The organism is Amycolatopsis pigmentata, from assembly GCF_042684065.1.
GTDB lineage: Bacteria > Actinomycetota > Actinomycetes > Mycobacteriales > Pseudonocardiaceae > Amycolatopsis_E > Amycolatopsis_E pigmentata.
The window spans coordinates 161,496-180,375 of sequence record NZ_JBHUKR010000020.1; the positions used below are offsets into that span (position 1 = coordinate 161,496).

Consider the following 18,880-nt stretch of genomic DNA (forward strand, 5'->3'; position numbering starts at 1 on the left):
TGCCTTCGGAATTCGCCGTGATCAGCGAGCCCACGGTGCCGATGGGCTGCTTTTCCATGAAGTCCCGCACGCCGTCGTAGCCGCCGGGCAGCCGCGTGTAGCGGCGGCCGATCACGCCTTCCAGCCATGCGGTCTTCGCCCGGCGCGTCTCCGGGGGAGCTTCGAAAGTCCGCGGCGAGCCTTCCTTCCGCGCCTTGTAGGCGTTGTGCCACGACACAACCGTGGCCGGGCAGTTCGTCTTGTATCCGGGCTCGCGGCCGCCCGTGTGGTAGTTCGGGTTCACCGCGGGCAGATCCGGCGAGGCGAGCGCCGCGTACCCGTATTCGCGGAAATGGGCTTCGTAGGGGTCGCCCTCGGCGCGGGTCTTCGCATCCCCCGCAAGCTGCCGCCGGATCTCGGCGATCTCCCCGGCGTCCCGCTCCGGGTGGAGGTCGGTGAAGGTCCGGCCCGTGCCGCGCAGGTGGTCGAACACCTTCGCGATCGGCTCGTGCTCCGACAGTCCCAGCCGCTTCCGCACGGCCTGCGCCCACTTCGGATACCGCTTCACGACCTCGTTGAGCAGGACCTTGCCGTCCTTGTCCCGGCTGACGAAGGGCGTGGACAGCACGAACGTCGCGATGTCCGCCGGATCGGCCACCCGCCGCACCGAAGCCACGAACAGATCGTGGGTCCGCATGCCGCTGCGCTCGGCCAGGTACTCGAAATCCGGGACCCACCGGATCACCCGCGACAGGCCGAGGATCGTGTTCAGATGCTCGGCACCCACCTGCGTGACCGCCCGCTCCAGGGCCGCCGGATCGAACCACTCCTCGGTGTAGACATGAGCGAAGTCCGGCCCCGCCTTGGCCACCAGTTCGGGAATCAGGCCGTGCCTGGCCGCCCAGCGGCGCACCGTGATGTCCGACGGGGACAGCGCCCGCAGTTCCTCCGGCGAGCGCGGGTGCTCGCCGAGGAACTTGAACACCTGCCTGTCGCTCCAGCCCGGCCCCAGCCTGCGTGCCACCGCTTGGGCCCGGGCGCGGATCGCGTCCTCGGTCAGGAGGAGCTGGGCCCGCGCGTGCCCGTATTCGTCGATCAGCTGCCGGCTGTCCGGGATCAGGTCCGCGAACGCCCGCAAGGCCTCCGGCGGGGCGATGAACTTGTCGACCAGCTTGTGGACGACCGCGGTCGTCGTCCCCAGGCGCTCCGCTTCCTTGGGGAGGTCGGGAACTTGGCCCAGGTCGCGGCTGAGGCCGTGCAGCTGGAGGAACCGGTGCTCGGGCCGGTCCAGCGGCTCCATGCGCGTGATCACGTCGAGGATGCGGGCGTAGCTGATCCCCGGACGGCTCTCCAGATCCCGCGCGATGGTGTGATCCGGCAGGCCCCAGGACCGCCACCGCTCCACGAGCCGCTGGCGCATCCGATTACGGACCGGCTTGATCTCCTGGCGTGCGCGGTCGGAGTCCATCGCCAGGAGGTCGGCGAAGGACATCTCGTGCTTCTCGTGGAGCAGGTACTTGAAGACCTCGCCGATCGACTCGTTCAGCGACAGTCCCAGGTGCTCCCGCACGGCCTTGGCCCAGTCCGGGTAGGCGTCGATCACCTTGGAGAGCACGATCTTCCCGGCGTCGTCCCGCACGCTGTCACCGCTGGATCCGACGAACGCCGCGACGTCCGCCGGGTCGGCCTCCCGCGCCAGCGAGGCGTCGAACAACTCGTGCGCCGTCATCTCCACGTCGCGGGCCCAGCCGTGCAGATAGCCCGGCGTCTGCCCGATCGTCCTGGTCAGCTCCAGCAGGTCCGGCAGGCGCTCGATCCCCAGCGCCGTGATCGCCTTCCGCAGTTCCTCGCGGTGGAAGACCGGATCGAGGTCGACCTTCTCGAACTCGTCGTAATTCTTGAGGTAGTCGAACCTCCCCGGCGCGTACGAACGCGCGAGGTCGACATAGTCGACCTCGACGTCGTGCTGTCGCGCCCACTGATTGGCGGCCCGCACGAGGTGGTCCTGCCCGCTCGGTTCCCAGGGTTCGTGCCGGCGCAACGTGTCGAGCGCCGACGTCATCCTCGTGGATGTCACGCGCAGATCGCCGAAGAACCGGTACACGTCACCGGTCCCGAACCCCAGCCGCGTGGCGAACTCGGCGACGGTGGTCTCGATCCGGTCGATCGTGTCGGTCAGCAATCGCGTGGGCCGCCCGTTGCCGTCCCACATCGCACCGGCCTTGAACCAGTGCTCGAACGCCAGCATCGCGTACGGTGGCGCGTCGAATTTCCGCGCCAGCCCGAAGAGACCGTAAGCGTTCAAGCCCAGGAACTTCCCCAAGGCGGGGATCTCTTCCGGAACGTGTTCCCTGGCGATGCTGAAAGTGCGCAGTTCGCGGAAGTACTTCGGCACCGGCGGCAGGCCCATCCGGGGCATCAGATGGACGATGCGGCCGTAGTCCAGCCATCGAGACTCGACCAGGTCACGGTTGACGTCGTCCGCGGGGAGCCAGTAGCCCGCCCAGCGGTCCGCGACCTGACGGCGCAAGTCGTCACGGATCGGCTGGATTGCCTCGCTCACCTGGTGCCGCGACAGCTTCGCGATCCGCGTTTCGACGTCCGCGAAGGGCAGGTCCTCCTCGTCCCGCTCCCGGTACTTGTGGGCGAGATGCCGGTACACGAGGGCAAGCGACTCGTTGGCCGACAGCCCGAATGTCTCCCGCCTGGCCTTGGCCCAATCCGGGTAGCGCTTCACCACGTCGCCGAGCACGACTTGTCCGTCGGCGTCCCGGGCGATGTCCGGTGTCGAAGCCACGAACGCGGCGATGTCGGCGGGATGCGCGACCGTCCGGTCCGTCGCGGTCAGCAGGTCGCCGGGCGCCATCCGGATCTCGCCGGCCAGGTCGCCGAGGGAGCCCGGCGCCTCCGCGATCCGGCGGGACAAATCGAGGATGTCGCCCAGCCGCTCGATTCCGGCCGCCTCGACCGCCTTCCGCAGCTCGACGGGGTCCAGCCGGGGTGCCCGGCGCAGGTCGTTGAACCGGTTCCAGTCCGCGAACAACGCCATCTCGAGGTGGTCCGGCCGCCGCACACCGTTGTTTCCGGCCCACTCCTGGGCGGCCCGGAACAGCGCGTTTTCCCCCACCTCGCCCAGTGCCGGACGCGGGGCGGTCAGTTCGTCCACCGCTTGGGCCGAAGGCCGTTCGGCATCCAGGAACCGGAACAACTCGCCGGGCGACCAGTGGAACCGCTTCGCCAGGCGGTCGACGACCTTGTCGAAGTTCGCCGTGGCTTCGTCGAAGGTGCGGTGACGCAGGTCTTGGAACAACCGGTCGAAGGTCATCAGCGCGGCCGGCCCGGTCTTGTACTTCACCGCCAGCCTTGCCAGGAGTTCCACCGTCGTCCCGCGGTCCCTCGCCAGATCCGCGAATTCGCGGGCCGGCACGAACCGGCCGACATGGACCAGGTATTCGCGCAGCCGCTGGAAATCGACGGGCGCCTGCGTCATACCGAGTTCGGTCAGTGTGGCGGGCACCTTGTCGTGGTCCAGCCACGGCCTTTCCGCCATGTCGGCCTTGATGTCGGCGAGGCGCACGTTGAACTGGGTGGCCAGCTTCATCTGTTTCAGCTCGAGGGCCGCCGCTTCGTCGGTCAGCGTCTTGAGGTCGGCGAACGTGCGCCGCGATTCCTCAAGTGCTTCCTGGACTCCCCACATCGTGTCCGTGTCGGTCATCCGGAGCTTGGCGCGCCAGCCGTCTTCCCACGCGCCGTAATTCCGCACCACCTCCTCCACAACGGACTCTTGGTCGGCGAGTGCCCTCGTGCCCGGAAATTCCGAGGCGACGAAAGCCCGGATATCCCTCGGGTCCCGTCCACTCCGGAAGGCCGCATCCAGAATGCCTCGCGGGCCACCCAGGCGGCGGGTGATCGAGTCGTCCTTGACCACCTCATCGGGGATCCGGTCGTCCCTCCGGCTCACCGCGAGAAGCCGCGCCTCGTAGTCGGCACCCAGCCGGTCGACCAGCGCGTCGATCTTGGTACGCAGGTACCACGGCCTGCCGTAGGAAGCCTTGACCTCGGTGGCCAGCTTGTCGAGGTCCTCGCCCCGCACACCGCCGCGTTCGGCTTTCCACCGCAGCGCTTCGACGTGCGCCGCGGCCTTGTCGGCCAGAACGTCCGGCCCCGCCTTCCGCTCCGCGATGAACCGCCAGACCAGCGGCTGCTTCCACCCCAGCGACAGGGCGAGACCGCGAACGAGGTCCTCGGCTTCCCGGGAGAGGCCGAGGTCGTAGCCCCAGTCGGTCTTGGACGTCCGCAGGCTGGCGATCAGCTTCTGGAACGGCAGCAGTCCTTCCGGTTCGGCACCGCGCTCGGCGGCCAGCCGGAGGAAGCGCTCGGCCGGCACTTTGGCCCCGGCCACGACCTTCGGCAACTCGTAGGGAATCCGCTCCAGTGCGAGACTGAGCCCGCGCAGCCTGCCGAAATTCTCCCGTGTCGGCGGCAGTTTCGCCTGGGCCAGGACGTCGATCAGATCGTCGTAACGCAGGTACGGCGCGGCGAGGTCCTCGACGACGGTGCGGAAATTCAAGCCGAGTCCCCGCTCCGGCGCCGCCCACCACCGGGCCAGCCACCGGTCGGCCTCACGGGGGTCCTGCTCGCCCGCGGCCTGGCTGAACATCCAGAACGCCCACCAGTACCGGTCACCCGGGAACTCGCGGACACCGCCGACGTCCCGGGTGGGAATCATTTTCGCGAGATTCTCGCGGACATGCCCGACCAGCGCCTCCGCGCTCAGCGCGTCCTCACCGTATTTGCCGGTGCGGAAAACCGGTGCCAGCCACTCCAGATACCGCGGCTCGATCCCCGCCTTCTCCGCGACATCGAACAGGTACCCCGCGGTCGTTCCCATCCGGCGTGGCAGCTTCGTCAGTTCCATCGGCACTCGCGCGTGCTGGGCACTCATCGCCAGCACCTTTCCGACCGACCGCCCGGTCTTCGCGACCACCGCCTCCACCCGGTCCGGCTTGAACCAGACTTCGCCGGCGTGCTGGAGATAGAGCTCTTCCGAGATCTTCAGCCGGCGAGTCCACTTATCCACCTGATCGGGCAGCCGATAGTCCACACGCGACAGAGCGGCCGGCCGGAGGGGCTCCGGCACTTCCGCGTCCGGCGCTCGCTCGCCCGCCGCGCCCGGACTCGTCTCGGCGTACCCCGGCGGCGGGTCGCCCACCCGCCGGGGGGCACGGATGAGCTCACCGGCCAGGGCAGCCGCGCGCTTCCGGTCGGTCCCCGGGTAGAAACCGGCGAACCCGTTCCTTTCCCGGTCCACGATGACCTGGTCGAGGTCCCTTATCCGGGCATCGACCAGGCCCGCGGCGAGCGGCGCGCTCAAGTTCGTCGACCCGAAGTACATTTGCCTGCGCAAGACCGCATGCCAGCGCTCGCGTACCAGTTTCGCGTGGGAGACCGCCAGCTCGGCGGTCCTGTCGTCTTCGGTGTCCGCCAGGAAACTCGGGACCAGTTCGAGGATCCGGATCGGCGGTAGCGGCCCGTGCCAGGGCTGCGTGCTCCCGAGTTCCGGATTCTCGTGAGAGAGCAGATCCTTCTCCGACACCAGATGGGTCACCGGGAAGCCCAGCCGGGTGCTCAACTCGACATGGCGATCCAGCGCGGAACTCCGGCCGGCGGCCAGATCCTTCGCCAGGGCCACGACGATCCGCTCCGCGTAGGCGGCGGCGCTTTCGCCCTCGCTTCTCTTGACGCTCGGCAGTATCCGCTCGAAGTCGTCCCGCAACGCGACCAGATCCGCCGGGCGTACCGGGCGTGCGGCTTCCTCTTCCCATCGCTCGGCGGCATCAATCCGCGGAACCGGCGTGGCGGCCGCGGGAGCGGCCTCCCGTGACCCGGACGCACCGGCGGTTCCGGACGGCGTGGCGTCCGAAGCCCGTTGTCCGGACGCGCCCGCGTTCCCGTCGCGCGGCTCCGGCGGTCGCCGCCGCGGATTGGCCAGTCGTTCGCGGGGCGGCGGTTTCAGCCTGGCCGCCACCTCGCGCACCACGTCACCGTCCGGCAGGCCCACGTCCTTCGCCAGCGCGGTGAGGTTGTGCGCGTGAGCCTCGGCGTCGGCCATGCGGCCGAGCCACTGGCCCACGAACTCTTCGGGAAGGTAGTCGGTCAGCGTGTCGAGGAACTCCAGCGACACCGCCCGTCGCCGGGCGAAGGACTCCAGCACCCGCATGTGGTCCGGGCTCCACCCCGGCACCCGGTGCGCGATGTCCAGCAGCAAACCCAGATCGCTCTTCGTCCGCACACCCAGCGGGCGCAACCGCTCCCGCAACTTGCCCACGAGTTCGTCACGGCTCAGTCGAGCGCCTTCGTCACCGGCTTCGCGCACGATCTCGGTCAGGTACGGACCCAGGACCCGCAACCGCTCCGGTGCCTCGTTCATCGCGTCCGCCACCCGGTACACCGGCACCGCGCTCGGCAACTCCAGGGAATCGGCGACCGACCGCACGTCCGAGGACACCGCCGCCGGGGTGCGGTCCAGCGACACCGACAGGCCCACCAGCCTTCCGGCGTCCTCGTCTCCCAGGCTCGACGCCAGAGCCAGCACCCGCGCGGGCCGGGTCCCCGGATCGAGTTCGCGCCACTTGGCGAGGTCTTCCGGGGAAACGCCGGCCAGTGCCTTGTCCGAGCCCCTCAAGCCCCCCGAGCCCAGCAGCCAGTCCTTGAACTGTCCCACCACGTCGGTCGAGGCGCCGAGCCATTCCGGTCGTGTCCAGGGGCCTTCCGTGCCTGCCGGGGCGTCCTTCTCGTGCTCCTCCGCCGGCAAGGGGAATTCCTCACCCTCCGGCAGTTTCCGGTGCAGGGCGAACCACACCTGCTCGTCCGAACCCCGCAGGTCCAGCGTGATTCCCCGCTGGGCGTCGAAGAAGTCGAGGCGCTTGGTGACCGGGTTGTTGACGACGAGGATGGGATGGCCCAGTCCGTCCTTTTCCGACCACGTCACCAGCGAGCCGCGGGTCCCCACGGCCTCCCACTTCATGCGCTCACGGATTTCGTCGTAGCCGCCATCCACCGGCTCGTACCTCGCACCGATCACGCCCTCCAGCCACGTGGTCGGGGTCGGCTGGTCGTCCTTCGCCGGGGGCGCCTCGGTGAATCGCGGCTCCCGGTCCTCGTACCGGGCCTTGAGGATGTTGTCCAGGATCACCATCGCGGCCGGGCAGTTCTTGGTGTAGCCGGGCTTGCCGTAGTTCTGCCGGTTCACCCCGCCTATTTCCGGCTCGGCGAAATCCGCGTATCCGTACTTCTTGAACTCTTCGTAATAGGCGAGCTGCGTCGGGTCCGCGCTCAGGCGCTCGATTTCCGCCAGCCGCTCCCGGATTTCCCTGAGCTCGAACCGTGCGTCGCCGGCATCGGTGATCGCGTCGAGGCGGGCCAGCGGCCGTGACCAGTCGTGCCCGCGCCCGGGCCGCGAGAGGTGTTCGAGCACCGCGGCGAGCGCCCCGTGGCCGGAAACCCCCAGCCGATCCTGCTGGTACTTCGCCCATTCCGGATAACGCTCGATGACGTCGTCGAGGGCGACCTTCTTGTCCGAGTCCAGACGGAGACCCGGCGCCGACGCAACGAACGCTTGGACGTCTTCGGGATGCGCCGCCAACCACGTCGAGGCGATGAAGAGATCCCGCGGCCGGATCAGGCTTGCCGGCTTGGCGGCCTCGACGAAGACCTCGGGCGAGGACCTGGTCGCCATGCCCAGCCGCAGAATGCCCCGCAGCGCGTCGTGACCCACCGCGTCGACCGCACGCCGCAACTTCCACGCGTTGAAATGGGCGTCTTCGCGCAGGTGCGCGAATTCCTTGCCCGCCTTGGCGAGGTAGTCCGGCGGGAAGCCGTGCTCGGCTCCCCATTTCCACACCGACTCATCCTTGGCCGAGAGGTTCTTCAACTGTTCGGGCGTCACCCGCTGATCGACCAGGTAGGCGTAGATCTCCCCCCTCGTCCAGCCGAGCTCACGCTGCACCCTGGTGCCTTCTCGCCCGACGTTTCGCTCCATCGCCGCGTAAGGGCCGACGAGTTGGGACTTGAAGGACTCCAACGCGCGTGGCGGAGCCTTCCGGGCAAGGACCAGACGAGCGACCACATCGTCGCGGAGGTTCACCTTCTTGGCCACGTCCGGGATGCCCTCGGGAAGCATTCCCGTCTCCTGGTGGTACTTCCGCCACTGGGGCAGGTAGCGCTCCCGGTGCCGGAAGAAGCCCAACTCGTCGTTGAGGGCGATCATGCGGCCGTAGTCGAGCGAGCGCGATTCAGCCAGGTCCCGCCGGACGTCCTCGCGCGAGAACCCGGTCCGTGGGGCCCACCGCTCGACCGCGAGTTCGGTCAGCAGGCCGCGGACCGGCCTGATCGCCTCCCGCGCCTTGTCCTCCGGCATCGCCCTCAGCCCGGTGAAGGACGTCCCGGGCGGCAGGTATTCGAACAGCTTCGAGAGCGACTCGTTCGCGGACAAGTCCAGGTGCTCGCGGATATCCCGCGCCCACGTCTCGTATTCCGTCTCGATCTTGCTGGGGTCGACCTTGCCGTCGGCATTCCGGACGAGGTCGCCCGCGGAATGGACGAACGCGACGAGGTCCGCCGGATCCCTCATCGACCGGACCGCGACCCCGAACAGTTCCTCCGCCGTCAGGCCGATTTCCCGGGCGGGCGCGGCGAAATCGCCCGGCATCCGGCCCGTCAACTCGTTCAGGGCGAGAATCGCCTTGAGGTGCCCGAGCCCCACGGATTCGATGGACTCCCGCAACGGCGCCTCGTCGACGAGCGGGCCGCGGCCGAATTCGTTCACCTGCCCGGCGATGGAGCGGTAATCGGGCTGTACGCCGTTCTCGCGTGCCCATTGTCGCGCTTCCTGGAACAGCCTGTTCTCCGGATGCTCCCACGGCCGCCACCGCTGGCCGTAGGCGGCGGCCTCGCGCACCTCCTCGTACGACGGCTTCCGGTGGGCGAAGAACCGGAACAGGTCCTGCGCGGTCCAGCCCAAGAGCTTGGTCAGGTCCACCGTCTGCAGAAGGTGGAACCGGTGCCTCATCGTCTGTGGGGAGAGAGGTTCCCTGGTCAGGATTTCCTTGAAGGGCATCAGCCCCGTGGGGTGGGCGCCCATGCTCAACGCGGTCCGGTAGAAGTGGACGGGGTCCACATTCAGTTCTCGCGCCTGCTGCGGGAGCTTGTCGGGAACGTCCCGGATTTCGATGCTGAAGTCGCGGAGGTCCTCGAAGTTCTCCGGGGTGTCGGGCAAGCCCAGTTCGGTCAGCAGGGCACGCAGCTTGCCTTCGTCGGGACGGAACGGCTTCGCGACGGTGGCCGGCTGTCCCAGGAGCGCGTCCGCGATCGACTCCTCCGCCGACAGTCCCAGCCGGGCCCGCTGCTGGACCGCCCACTCCGGGAAGCGCTGACGGATGTCGTCGATGTCCGTCCTGCCGTCCGGGCCGCGCACCGAGTCGCCCGCGAACGGCACGAAGGCCGCGATGTCCGCCGGGTCCGCGTTGAGCTCCGATGCCGTCGCGAACAGATCTTGGATGTTCATCCCCGAGTCTTCGACCACGCGCGTCGTGTCGTCGAAGATGCGCATCGACCGGGGCTTCACGGCGGCGAGGAACCGGGTGACCCGTTCTTGGGGTTTCCAGCCCAGCCGTTCGGTCAGCCGGTCGATCCGGGAGTTGATGCGGGACACGACCTGGACGCCGAGCAGCGTGGTCTTGCCCGACTCGTCGAAGAGCCAGCGCGGCTGAGGCCCGATCAGGCCTTTGAAGGTGGCCAGCAACTCCGGGTCGGCCTTCAGCGCGGCCGCGAAGTAGTAGGTGAGCAGGGGCGTCATCCCCAGCTTCGCCGCGGTTGCGTGGATATCGAGAACCCGTCCGGCGTCCCGTGTCGCGGCGGCCAGCGCCCGTACCTGGTCGGGCGCCGGGCGGACGCCGAGATCGACCAAGGTGCCCACCAGGCGGCCGTAGTCGACCCACGGGAAATCGGTCTGGTCATCGAGGTACTCCCGCTCGGACTGGCTCAGCACCGGGCCCCAGCGTTCCCGCACCGTGGTGGCCAACTGGTTCCGGAGGCCCGTGATCAGCCGGCGCGCTTCGTCCTCCGGCATCGCCATCGCGTCCGCGAACGACTTCGGCTCCGCCTTGTTTCGCAGGTGCTCGAACACCTCCGCGAGCGGCGCGTTCGCGGAAAGTCCCAGATGGTTTCGGACGCCCCCGTCCCATGCCCCGTACCGCGCCTCGACCTTGGCGGGATCGATGTTCCCCGCGTCGTCCCGCACGGCGTCGCCCACCGAGAGCAGGAACGCCACCAGGTCGGCCGGATCCTTCTTCGACCGCGAAGCCAGGCCGAACAACTCGGCCGGTGTCATCGCGCGGTCACCGGCCTGCTTGATCTCCCCGGCCAACGTGGCGATGTCACCGGGCACCCGCCGGGTCAGCCGGGTCAGGTCCAGGATGGCCGGCACCGCCTCGATCCCCAGCGCCTCGACCGCTTTCCGCAGGGGTTCCCGGATCCAGCGCTGGGTCTGGAGGTCCTCGAACCGGTTCCGGTCCACGTCGACCGCCATGGTCAGGTAGTCCGGCCGCACGTCGTGCGCGCGCGCCCAGTCCGGCGCGTCCTGAAGCAGAGCCCCCTCACCCGGCCGTTCCCAGGGCGCCCAGTTCTCGGCGAACACCGCCGCGCGCGAGACCTCCTCGGCCGAGGGCCGCCGTTCGGCCAGATAGGTATAGACCTCTCGGTTGCTCCAGCCCAACCGGTAGGCCAGTGCCAAGCCCATGCCCCGCACGCGCGTGAGTTCGTCCTCGTCGAGTCCGGGGCCTCCGGTCCTGACGCTTTCCCGCAGCTTGTCGAACATCGGCAGCGCCAGCGAGTCCAGCCCGGTCCCCCGCACCCGGTCCAGCAAGGTGTAGACGCCGGCGCGGTCCAGGCCACGTTCATCCGCCCAGCGGATGACCTCGTCCAGCGGCACGCCGATCTCACGCAGGAGCGGCAGCACCTCGTGGAGCCGGTCGTTGCTGCCGCTCTCGAGACCGATGTCGCTCAGGCGGTCGAAGGTCTTCTGGTGGTCCAGCCAGGGCCTCGTGGCCTGGTCCTCGACGATGTCCTCGAACCTGACCCCGAAGCGGCGGGCCATCCTGGCCTGCGCCACCTCCCGCGCCGCCTGTTCCGGCGAGAGCGCGTCCAGGTGCTCGAACGTCCGGCTTCGCTCCTGCAGCAGGCTGAACACTTCCCGGATCGACACGTCGGGAGGCAGGTTCAGCCGCTCGCGTTGCCTGGTCTCCCACTCCGGATACCGCGCCACCACCGCATCGGTGAACGCAGGGCCGTCGGCCCCGCCCAGCATGCCCCGCTTTTCTTCGGCTCCCTGCTGGTGCACGATCGTGAAGTTCCGGATCTCCGACATGACGAAGGCCCGGATGTGCCACGGGTCCTTCCGCAACCGCAGAGCCGCGTCCCGCATCTGCTCCGCGGTCATTTCGCGCATCACGGTCGAAATCACCGTGTGGTCGAATTCGCCCTGCGCGGGAATCCGGTCGATTTCCAGGGCCAGCGCGAGAACCTGGTCCTCGCGGTCCCGGCCCACCTCGTCGATGAGGCGGTCCAGCCGCGCTTGGGAGAACCAATCCTTGGTGCGGATCCGCTCGCGGTATTCCCGCACCTCGGGTGACGGCTCCGGCTCACGTGGCTCCTGACGCGCGGTGGCATCGGCCGCGGGCTCGGGCTCGGGTCGCGCGCCGTCCCAGATCCTCGCCCTGGCAACCAGCCCTTCCTCGTCGATCGGCCGCGCCGCGCCGGCCGACGCGGCGTCTTCACCTCCGGCGTCGGAGGCGGCCTCATCGGCCGTTCCGTCCCGCTGTGGTCGTAGTTCGGCGAAGAACCGGAGCGCCTTTTCGCGGGGCCACCCCAGGGTGTCCCTCAGGTGTCTCGGCAATCCGTCGAAGGACCGGAGCACTCGTTCCCGGGACCAGCCCAGCGTGTCTTCGAGGTTCTCCAGCATCCCGTCGTGGTCGGTGATCACCTTTTCCATGTGGGCGGGGTCGAAGCCCCGCGACTCCACCAGATGTGGCTGGTCCCTGAGGCTGTCGAGCAGTTCCGGGAAGGACCCCAGGCGCTCCGGCGCGGCCTCCAACCGGTACGCCGCTTCGAGGAGGCGGCGGGCGGGTACACCGAATTCCCCCGCCACCCGGGAAATCTCGTCGGGGAGCCGCTTCAGCACCCCGCCGAGGCCGAAGATCTGCTCGAGCGCCCGCGCCCGTCCCTCGGTGTCCTTCGCGTCGATACCCAGCCCTGGCAGCATGTCCACCGCACGGCCGAAGTCCAGCTCGGGATGTTCGGCGAACAACCACCGCAGATCCGCCTTCTTCAGGCCCAGGTCCTGCTTGGCCCACCAGTTGAGCATCCACCAATCCGCGTCACGCGGACCCTGGTCGTGGCCGAACAGCCAGTGCACCCACCGCGGCCGGACCGGGCCCTCAAGGTCGACCTGGAAGGACTCCCGTGCGTGCTCCCGCAGTTCGGCGACGAGTTCGCGCGGCGAGAGTTTGCTCGCCCCGTACCGGTCCGAGCGCACGATGTCGGACAACCAGAGCAGTTCGTGCGGTCGCAGTCCGCTCTCCTCGACCAGGCCGAGCAGATAGGCCGCACTCACCCCCAGCTGATGCGCCCGCTGCGCGACATCGGCCGGGAGCCACTGCTGCTTCTCGCCGACCCGCAGCCAGTCTTCGACCGGCACCTCCGTGTCCTCGGCCAGCTTTTCCACCGTGGCCGGGTCGAACCACGACTCCCCCGCGAGCCGCCTGAACCTCTCCTCGTCGATACCCAGCCGCTTGGACCAGTCGGCCACCGCCTTCGCGGAGTACTCGTAACGCGGCAGAACCGGTTCGGCGGGCGGCTCCGCGACGAGGCCTTCCTCCGACCCGTAGACGCTCGACGTGTCCGACGCCGCCTTGGGGCGCGGAACCTCGCCCTCGTCCGGCTCGTAGACACTCGACGACGAATCCTCGCGGGGCGGGACCGCACCCTGGCCCGGGTCATGGACCTCCGACGACGAGCCCGGCAGCTCGTAGCGGGACGGAACCGCGGCGTCCGGTGGTTCGAACAGTGTCCTCCGCGGCGGGACCTGGCGCTCGTCATGGATCTGTTCGTTCGGCACGTCGATGCCCGGCGGCGGGGTGCCGAACAACGCTTCGATCAGCGTGCGTTCGGCACCGGCGCCGGCCAGCATCGTCATGCCCGGCCGGTCCAGCACGCGAAGGCGGTTCCTGATCTCGGTCACACTCCGGTCGGTCGCCTTGGCGGACCGGTAGGCACGCAGTTCCTTCGTGTAGGCGGCCGCGCGGTCGGTGACCCGGAAATCGGGGGTGTCCTCCAGGAAGTCCGCGACCAGCCTGCGGAACCGGGGCGAAGTCTCCACCACGACGGCCAGATCCCGCCCCGGCACACCGAGCCGCGTGCTCGTCCGCGTATACCGCGCGAGGTCGATGTGCTCGGCCGCGAAGGCCTCTTCCAGCTTCGTCACGATCAGGTGCGCGTCCGCCACCGCCGACTTGCCCAACTCGACGTTCTCGTCGGCGGCCAGCTTCGCCAGCGCGAGCTTCAATTCGTCCTTCAGGACGATCAGATCCGCCCGCCGCACCCGGGCGACGATCCTCGTCACCGGCGCCGGCTCGTGCGGCTTCACCGCCGGGACCTGGAAACCCTCCAGCACCAGTACCTTGTTGTTCAGCCGGGCCGCCACCTCGTCCATCACGTCGGCGGCGTGTTTCGTCCCATCGATGTCCAGGGCCTTCGGCTTGCCCTTCGGCATGCCGAGGTGCGCGGCCAGGACGCGCCGGTCCTCGGCGAGATCGTGCGCCAGCGCGAACTCACGCCACTGGCGGACGAAATGGTCACCGGGGACGTGGTGCAGCAGAGCGTGCAGCAGTTCCGGCGAAACCGCGCCCTGGCCGGAGATCTTTTCCACCAGGGGCAGCCGGTCCGCGCCCCAGCCCAGCTTGCTCATCGACCTGGCGAGCCAGCCGAGGTCGTTGTTCGTGCGCACACCGTACGAACGCATCTCTCGCCGCAGGCCCGTCAGCAGGCCCGCACCGGTCAGCCTCCCGGCGGCTCCACCGAGTCTTTCGACCACCGCCTTCAGGTGCGGCTCCAGTACCGACAACAGCTGCGGATCCTCGGCCAAGGCCTGCGCCATCTCGTGCACCGCGCGGGCGTGGGGCAACCCGGCCAGGTACGCCAGCCAGGACATGGACTGGAACAACCGCAGCGGCGACCGGCCGGTCAGCAGCGCCAGGTCCACCAAGCGCGCCGCGTCCCGTTCTCCCAGCCGGGTCGCCAGATGCTGCACGAAAGCCGGATCGAGTTCGTCGCCCAGCGCGGCCAGTTTCGCGTACTTGGAGCCCGAAACGCGGGCCACTGGTGAGCCCACGTCGTGATATGCGGACCGGAGATCGTCATCGAACTCGGGCGAGTTGAGGCGCAGCAACCCGGCATGCAGATCCTCGCCGGTCAACCGCGCCACGTCACCGGATTGGGACACCACGCTTCGCAGGTGGGGCACGAGCTTGCGCAGGTTCACCCCGAGTTTGTCCGCCAGCTCGTAGACCGGCCGCACACTCGGCAGCCCCAGCGTGCGCGTGACCTCCTGAAGATCGGCGACCAAAGCCGCCGGTGGCCGGTCGGTGGCCAGCGAAAGCCGCACCAGATCCCGCGCGTCCGGGTCGCCGACCTGCCGCGCGAGGTCACCGAGTTGTTCCGGATCCACCCCGGGATCCAGGGCCTTCAACCGTGCGAAAGTCGCGCCCGAAACGCCGGCCAACGGCGAGTCCAGGCTTTCCAGCGACTCCACGACCCGCAGGTCTGCGGGCCCCCATCCGTTCCGGTTCGCGGCGTCGAGCAACCGGCTCAGCTCGTCGTCGTTCCGGACGCCGTAGGGCTTCAGCCGCTCCACGACGCCGACGTGCAGATCCTCGGCGGTCAGCCGCGCGGCGTTCTCTCCCGCGGTGTCCAGAACGTCTCTCAGGTGCGGCTCCACCAGCCGGACGTCCTCCGGCTCCCATCCCATGTCGGCCAATCCGGCCAACCGGTGCACGCCGAAGGGTTCCGCCTGCTCCCGCACGGCGGCGACCAGTTCCGCGTCGCTCCACCGCCCGGCATCCTCGCCCGCGGCGCGCACCGCGTCTCCCAGACGCAAAGCCAGGAACCGCAACCGGTCCGGCTCCTCACGCAGCGCCCGCACCATCTGATACGCCGGCCGCACGCTCGGCAACCCCGCGCGCTCCGCCAACCGTGACAGACCGTTGAACAGCTCCCACGGTGTCTGACGCAGCAACAGCGACAGGTCCACCAGGCCGTGCGCGTCCCGGTCACCCAGCTCCTCCGTCGCGAGGTGACGGACCAGGTCCGGACGAACCTCGAGACCCAGCGCCCGCAACTCGGCGAACTTCACCGGGGACTCGGCACTCGCCACCTGGTCGTAACCCGGTGGTCGCTCGGCCGCGTCACGGGAGGCGGCCTCCGCGAACATCGCCTCCCGGGGTGTGGGCACTTCGGGTGCCGTCTCCCGGCGGATGACCCTCCCGGACATGCGCCGGGCGGCGTTTCGCAGGCGGCGCAGGCTATCCCGGCCGGGGAAGCCCGCCACCCGATCCGGGCGCGGGTCACGGACATCGCCGAACCGGGGCCGCTCGGCCGGATGCCGGGGCGGCGTGGCCATTGTGTGCTCCGGCCGGGACGGGTGCACGGTGAACCACACCTTGGCGTTGGAGCCACGCGGGTCCGGCGAAGTCCCGTCGTCGGTGCTGTCGGTGCTGTCGAAGAAGTCGACCGTGCCGGTCTCCGGGTCGTGCACCACATTGATGGTGTGGCCCACCCGGAGAGCGGCGTCCTCGGGCTCTTTTTCGTCCACAGTGGACATGATGATCACGGTGCCCCGGGTGCCCTCCGGCTGGGCCGCCATGAACCGCCGCACGGCGTCGATGCCCCCCGGCACCGGGAGGTAGTCCGAGCCGAACTCCCGCTCCAGTCGCGCCGTTGTCATCGGGCCACCGCTCGCCTCGACCTCGAAGTCGCCGGCCGCGCCCGCCAGCCGTGCCTTGATCACCTTGTCGGTACGGATCGCGGCCGGACCGCAGCGAAGGCCCGTGCCGTCACCGGAGTACTTGCTCCCGTTCCCCTGAAGGAGCTCGGGCCACCGCAACCGGGTGTAGGCGTACCTGCGGAAACCGGGTGCCCAGGTCGCTCCCGCGGCGAGCCGTCCCTCGTCGCGCTCCAGGGCCGGACGGAAGGGGTCGATTTCCCGCGCCGCGTCGTGGTCGTCGACGATCGCGTCCAGGTGCTCGAACGTGCGGCCGGTCTTTTGCAGGTGCTCCAGCACCTTGCCGAACGAAACGTGCTCCGGCAGTTCCAGGCGCTTCTTCTGCCGTGCCGCCCACTCCGGGTACCGCTCGTCCACATCGGACGGACGGACGTTCCCTGAGGCGTCGCGGGCGATATCCGGAGTGGACACGACGAACGCCACGAGGTCCGCCGGATCGGCCACCTTCTTCACCGACAGCGCGAACAACCGGTACGGCGTCATGCCGATCTTCTTGGCCAGATCGCCGACGTCCCCCGGCACCCGTGCGATCACCTGGGTCAGCTCCGCGATCGTGGCCAGGTTCTTCTCGCCGAGCGTTTCGACCGCGCGCCGGAGATCCTCGGTCCTGAACCAGTTCTCCGTGCGTAGGTGCTCGAACGACGGCCCGAGCCTGGCGAGGTAGTCCGGGGGCAGGTCGTTCGCCTTCGCCCACTCCGGTACCGAGTCGTCGAGGGCGCTCAGAACCCGGAAGCTTGGCGCGTCAAGCCGTTTCTCACCCGCGAACCGGAGCACCTCGTCGCGGCTCCAGCCCAGTCGGGCCGCCACCCGGTCGGCTCGATCCTCGATCTTGTCCAGCAGTTCGTCGAAGAGCGGCGTGCGGTTCATCGTTGCCGGGTCGAGGAACCCGTCCGCGAAAAGGCCCGGTTTCTTGGCCTCGTCGATGAGGTCGGTGAAGGCCTTCAACGCGTGCGGCGGCGCCTTGAGCAGGGAGGCCGCGATGAAGCCGCCCATGAAGGACAGCCCCGCGTTCGTCGCCGCCTCCGTGAGGTCTTCCGGCACCTCGCGGGACGCGTCGCTGATCAGGCGCATCCCGTGGAAATTGAGCTGGTTCTCCACCAGGCGGAGTTCGTGCAGCGTCTGGGCTATCCGGCCGTAGTCGATCCAGTGCGCGGTGGTCAGATCGTGCTGGATCATCTCGTCGTCGAAGCCGAGCCTCGCGGCCCACCGCCGGCGCACCGACTCGGCCAGTTGCGTCCGGGCCGGCTCGATGAACTGTCGCGCGTCCTCCCGCGACATCCGTCCCTCGACCAGGTCGGCGAACGAGGCCCCCCGCTGTTCGAGGAACCGGTCCAGTTCGGCGAGGGACTCGTTCGCCGACAGCCCCAGACGGCGCCGGGTGTCCGCGGCCCACTTCGGATAGTTCTCCGTCAGCTTGCCGGGCACGACGTTTCCGTCCCCGTCGTGCACGAGCGGGCCGGCCGCCCGGATGAACGCCGCGACGTCTTCCGGGTCGGCGTTCACTCCGAGCGCGTAGTAGAACAAGTCCTCCCGCGACATCCCGGCCTTCGTGGCGGCCGCGTCGATGTCGCCGATTTCGCCGGTCCGCCGGGCCATCCGCAGGATGTCGGGCAGCCAGTCGAACCCGAGCGAGACGACCGCCCGCCGCAACCGCTCCGCGTCGATCCACCATGCCCCGCGCAGGTCCCTGAACTCGGCACCTGAACCGAACGCGGCGGCGATGGACAGGTAATCCGACCGCACGCCGTTGCGCTTCCCCCACTCCTCGGCGCGCCGGATAAGCGCGTTCGAGGCCACGGTCCAGCGCGGCTCCGCGCGGACGAAGGCAACGCCATCCCCGATGGCCTCCGGGGATTGCCTGGTCTCGGAGAGGAACCGGTAAACGTCCCTGTCGCTCCACCCCAGCCAGGCGGCCAGGTCACCGACCTGACTTTTGATCTCCTGAACGGTTTCCCAGTAGTCGCGGTCCGGGTTCCAGAGGCTTTCAAACAGGTCTTCGAACGGCCGCAGGTGCTCCGGGGCGGCACCCATGGTGCGAACCATGTCGTAGAGCGTGCCGGGATCCACCCCGAGTTCGCCGGCCACGTCCACCAGCCGCTCGGGGACCTCCCCGAGCCCGAGGCTGGTGACGCGCATCGGCCGGAAGTCCTCGGGTGCCAGACCGAGTTCCGGCAGCAGCGCCTCCACCGCGGCGTCGTCCGGCGACCAGCGGCCGCCTCCGGCGCCCACCAGGTTCGTCTGCCGCTCGGCCCACTTCGGATAGTGCTCCCCCAGCTTGCGGTGGTCGAGTCCTCCGTCCACGGTCCGCACCGCGCCGCCCTCCGACCCCAGGAACGCCGCGAGATCCGCCGGATCGGCCGTCACCCGGACGGCCCCGGAGAACAGCGCCTGCGCGGTCACCCCGCTGTCCTTGGCCAGACGAGGGCCGTCCGCGAGCAACTGCCCCATGCGCTCCGGCGTCGGCTGGACCGCGGCGAGGAACCGGTAGACCTCATGCGGTTCCCAGCCCAGCCAGCGTCCGATGGCACCGACCCGGCTCGTGATCGCTCGCTTGAGCCGGCGATACCCGGCGGCGGGCTCGCCGGAGGTGGTCAGCAGTTCGTGAGACGTTTCGAACAGGTCCCGGAAGGCGACGAACGCTTTCGGATCCGCGTTCAGCTCGGTGACGAGCCGGTAGCCGACCGGAATGGACCGGAGCTCCGGTGCCGATGCCTCGGGGATGTCGTCGGGAACCCGGCCGATGACGCGGCTCACCGTGCGCAGTTCCCCGAAGTGCGCGGCGTCCTG

The 18,880-nt window shown here is 69.2% G+C and carries 1 protein-coding gene (running past both ends of the window); it reads right to left on the reverse strand.

The whole window is internal to a WXG100-like domain-containing protein gene (locus ACFSXZ_RS30555) on the reverse strand: the coding sequence, 76,785 nt in all, runs 20,927 nt past the left edge and 36,978 nt past the right edge, and what appears here is coding positions 36,979-55,858 — codons 12,327 (complete) to 18,620 (partial); reading right to left, the first codon wholly in view occupies window positions 18,878-18,880. The start codon and the stop codon both lie outside this window.